Origin of the sequence: Streptomyces cahuitamycinicus (genome assembly GCF_002891435.1) — a bacterium.
GTDB classification, from domain to species: domain Bacteria; phylum Actinomycetota; class Actinomycetes; order Streptomycetales; family Streptomycetaceae; genus Streptomyces; species Streptomyces cahuitamycinicus.
This window is the reverse complement of sequence record NZ_POUC01000631.1, coordinates 1-3,335: the sequence shown is the minus strand read 5'-3', so window position 1 is coordinate 3,335 and position 3,335 is coordinate 1. Positions and strand designations below refer to the sequence as shown.

Sequence of the window (3,335 nt, the reverse complement as noted above, 5' to 3'; positions counted from 1 at the left end):
GGACTCGGGATACGGCGGGGCTGGGTGTACGCCGGTACGGGAGCCGTCAGGTTGCCCCCGTACCGGCGTACGTCTAGGGGCGGAGCAGGACCTTGCCCACCTTGGGATCACCGGCCCCGACCAGCTCGATGGCCTGCGAGAACTCGGTGAGGGGCAGCTCGTGCGTCACCAGCGGCAGGGGGTCGAGCAGCCCGGCGGCGAACACCCGGACCGTGTGCGCCCAGGCGTCCGGCGGCGCACCGAAGACGGTGTGCACCTCCAGCTGCTTCACCACGAGGTCGGTCGGGTCGAGGCCCTCGGCGCCCGGCGCCGGGATGCCGGTCAGGACCAGCCGGCCGCCCCGCCGGAGCAGCCCGGCCGAGATCCGGGCGGCGTCCGCGGACCCGGCCGTCTCGATCACCACGTCGAAGTCGTCCGGGAGTTCCTGGTCCTTCGTCCGGAAGTCCGTCGCGCCGTACTGCCGCGACAGCGCCTCACGGTCCCGGCGGGTGCCGACGACCAGCAGCTCGGCCGGCGAGTTCGCCTTCAGGAACTGCACGGCGAACATGCCGAGGGTGCCGGTGCCGACCACGGCGACGCGCTCGCCGGGCTGGGCGTTGCCCTTCAGCGCGGCGGCCGCGATACAGGCGGCGGGCTCCAGGAGGGCCGCGGCGGTGAGGTCGCAGTCGTCCGGAAGGGCGTGCAGGAGACGGGCCGGGAGGGTCAGCGTGGCCGCCATCGCGCCCGGCTGGGTGAACCCGGTCTCCTCGTAGCCGGCCGTGCACAGGGTCGTGTCGCCCGCGTGGCAGCGGTCGCAGACCTGACAGTTTCGAAAACCCTCACCGACGACCTTGCGGCCCACGAGGGAGCCCGGCACACCGGCACCCACGGCCTCCACCGTCCCGGACCACTCGTGGCCCGGGGTCAGTGGGTAGCGCACGTAGCCCTCGGGGCGGTTGCCCTGGTAGACCTCGCGGTCGCTGCCGCAGATCCCTGAGGCGTGCACCCGGACCAGGGCCTCGCCGGCCTCGGGCCGCCGGGGCTCGTGCGGGACGAGACGGTGCTCGCCCGGGGCGTCGATGACGACCGCGGTGCTCACTGCGCGCCCTTCGGCTTGCGCTGCTCCCAGCCTTCCGCCCAGAGGTCGAAACGGGCCTGCTGCTGGGGGAACTCGGCGGCGGCGTCGACGTCCAGCTCCACACCGAGGCCCGGGGCGTCGGAGAGGTGGAAGCAGCCGTCCTCCGGGTTCACCTGCGGGGCGCCCTTGACCACCTTCTTGATCTCCGCGTCGGCGAAGTCGTTGAAGTGCTCCAGGATCTTGAAGTTCGGGGAGGTGAAGCCGACCTGGAGGGACGCGGCGGTCAGGACCGGGCCGCCCACGTTGTGGGGAGCCACCAGCACGTAGTGGGTCTCGGCGGTCGCGGCGAGCTTCCTGGTCTCCCAGATTCCACCGATATGGCCGACGTCCGGCTGGATGATGTCGACGGCCTGGCTCTCGAACAGCTCCCGGAACTCGATCCGATCGTGGATGCGCTCACCGGTGGCCACCGGCATGTCCACCTTGGCGGCGACCTTCTCCAGCGCCTTGAGGTTCTCCGGCGGGACCGGCTCCTCCAGCCACGCCGGCTTGAACGGCGCAAGCTCCTTGGCCAGGCGCACGGCCGTGGCGGGGGAGAAGCGGCCGTGCATCTCCAGCATCAGCTCGGCCTCGGGTCCGATGGCGTCCCGGACCGCCTCGATCAAGGAGATGGCGTACAGGGTTTCCTTGTGGTCCAGCTCGAAGTGGCCGGTGCCGAACGGGTCGATCTTGAGCGCCCGGTAGCCGCGCTCCATCACGCCCTGGGCGGCCTTGTGGTAGGCCTCCGGGGTCCGCTCGGTGGTGTACCAGCCGTTGGCGTACGCCTTGACCTTGTCGGTGACCTTGCCGCCCAGCAGCTGCCAGACGGGGACGCCCAGGGCCTTGCCCTTGATGTCCCAGCACGCCATCTCGATCACGGCGATGCCCGACATCACGATCTCGCCGGCACGGCCGTAGTCGCCGTACTTCATCCGCTTGACGAGGTCCTCGACAGCGAACGGGTCGGAGCCGAGAATGTGATTGGCCTCGGCCTCCCTCAGGTAACCGAGAAGGGCGTCGGTGTGTCCCAGCATCCGGGTCTCGCCGACTCCGGTGATCCCCTCGTCGGTGTGCACCTGGACGTACGTCAGGTTGCGCCACGGCGTCCCGACCACGTGTGTGCTGATTCCGGTGATGCGCACGGCGGTTGTCCCTCACAGGTTCGTCGGCTCGTTTCCGTCAGCGTCCGAAGGTGTGCCGTGAGCTGTGTTCGAGATTTCGGCACACGTTCGAAATGCTGGCGTGACAGTAAGGATCCGGCGGCAGGAGTGTCAATGGGTCGCGCGCATAACGGTTTCGACAGTTTCGAAACCACTGGTGAGGCGGGTCCCTACAGAACCTTCACAGCTGGATCTAGGAACGTGACGTGCGCGGAACTTAATCTTCCCGCGTCATGGACTTCTGCGACCCGTGCCAACGGCACCTCAACGGCGCCCTTGCCTGCCCGGGGTGCGGCACTTCGGCCGAAACGCTGCGCCGTTCGCGCGAGCCGGAGTACGGCCGCTACGGTGGCACCGCGTCCGGACCCGCAGCCGAGACCCCGACGGGGCCGGGCAGGCCGGACGCCTCCGCCGGTGGATACGGCGACGCGTACGGCGATGACCCGTACGACGCCACACGCAGTGACGACGACCCGTACGACGCCTCACGCGGCGACGCGTACGGCGATGACCCGTACGACGCCACACGCAGTGACGACGACCCGTACGACGTCACACGCAGCGACCCCGACGGCGACGACCCCGACGACGCCACACGCAGCGGCGACGACGGCGACGACGACGGTGATGGCGAGCACCAGGGGCGCGCCGCCCGGCGGCGTGGCCGCGGGCGCGGCCCGGTCGCCGAAGGTCCGGGCGGGGCGAGCCGGCGGGACCGCAAGGCCGCGGCACACCGCCGGCGGCGGCGCCGGACCCTGTTGGTGGCGGCCGGGTTCGTGCTGGCGGCGGGCGGCCTGAGCCTCGCGGAGCTCGGCATGGACGCCCCCCGCTCGACGCCGAAGCCGGCCGCGGCCGGGGGCGAGTCGCCGGACGGGGACGCTCCGGTGGAGGCGGGGAAGCCGGGCGGCGGTCCGGGCGAAACGGGCGCCGGGGCTGAAGGCCCGTCAGGCTCCCCCTCGCCGGAGGCATCTGACTCGCCGTCGCCTTCCGGATCCCCGGACGACGAGGAGTCGAATTCCCCTGAGGGCGACGAAGCGTCGAAGGACCCGGAGTCGGCGACGGAGGGAGGCGCCCCCAGT

The 3,335-nt window shown here is 71.2% G+C and carries 3 protein-coding genes; 1 reads left to right on the top strand and 2 read right to left on the bottom strand.

What is annotated here, in order from left to right:
* Positions 1 to 73 precede the first annotated feature (73 nt).
* Together C1J00_RS40690 and C1J00_RS40685 are read right to left on the bottom strand one after the other, a co-directional pair.
* The gene (locus tag C1J00_RS40690; RefSeq protein WP_102913871.1) at positions 74 to 1,078 is read right to left on the bottom strand and encodes a zinc-dependent alcohol dehydrogenase; all 1,005 of its coding nucleotides are present in this window, start codon (positions 1,076 to 1,078) and stop codon (positions 74 to 76) included.
* Positions 1,075 to 2,238 (bottom strand): mandelate racemase/muconate lactonizing enzyme family protein, encoded by a 1,164-nt coding sequence (locus C1J00_RS40685; protein ID WP_102913870.1) that lies wholly within the window; start codon positions 2,236 to 2,238, stop codon positions 1,075 to 1,077. The genes C1J00_RS40690 and C1J00_RS40685 overlap by 4 nt, the downstream gene beginning before the upstream one ends.
* A gap of 251 nt (positions 2,239 to 2,489) precedes the next feature.
* Here C1J00_RS40685 and C1J00_RS44865 point away from each other — a divergent pair.
* Positions 2,490 to 3,335 (top strand): SCO2400 family protein (locus tag C1J00_RS44865; protein ID WP_146046365.1); only part of this gene is annotated, 846 nt, incomplete at its 3' end.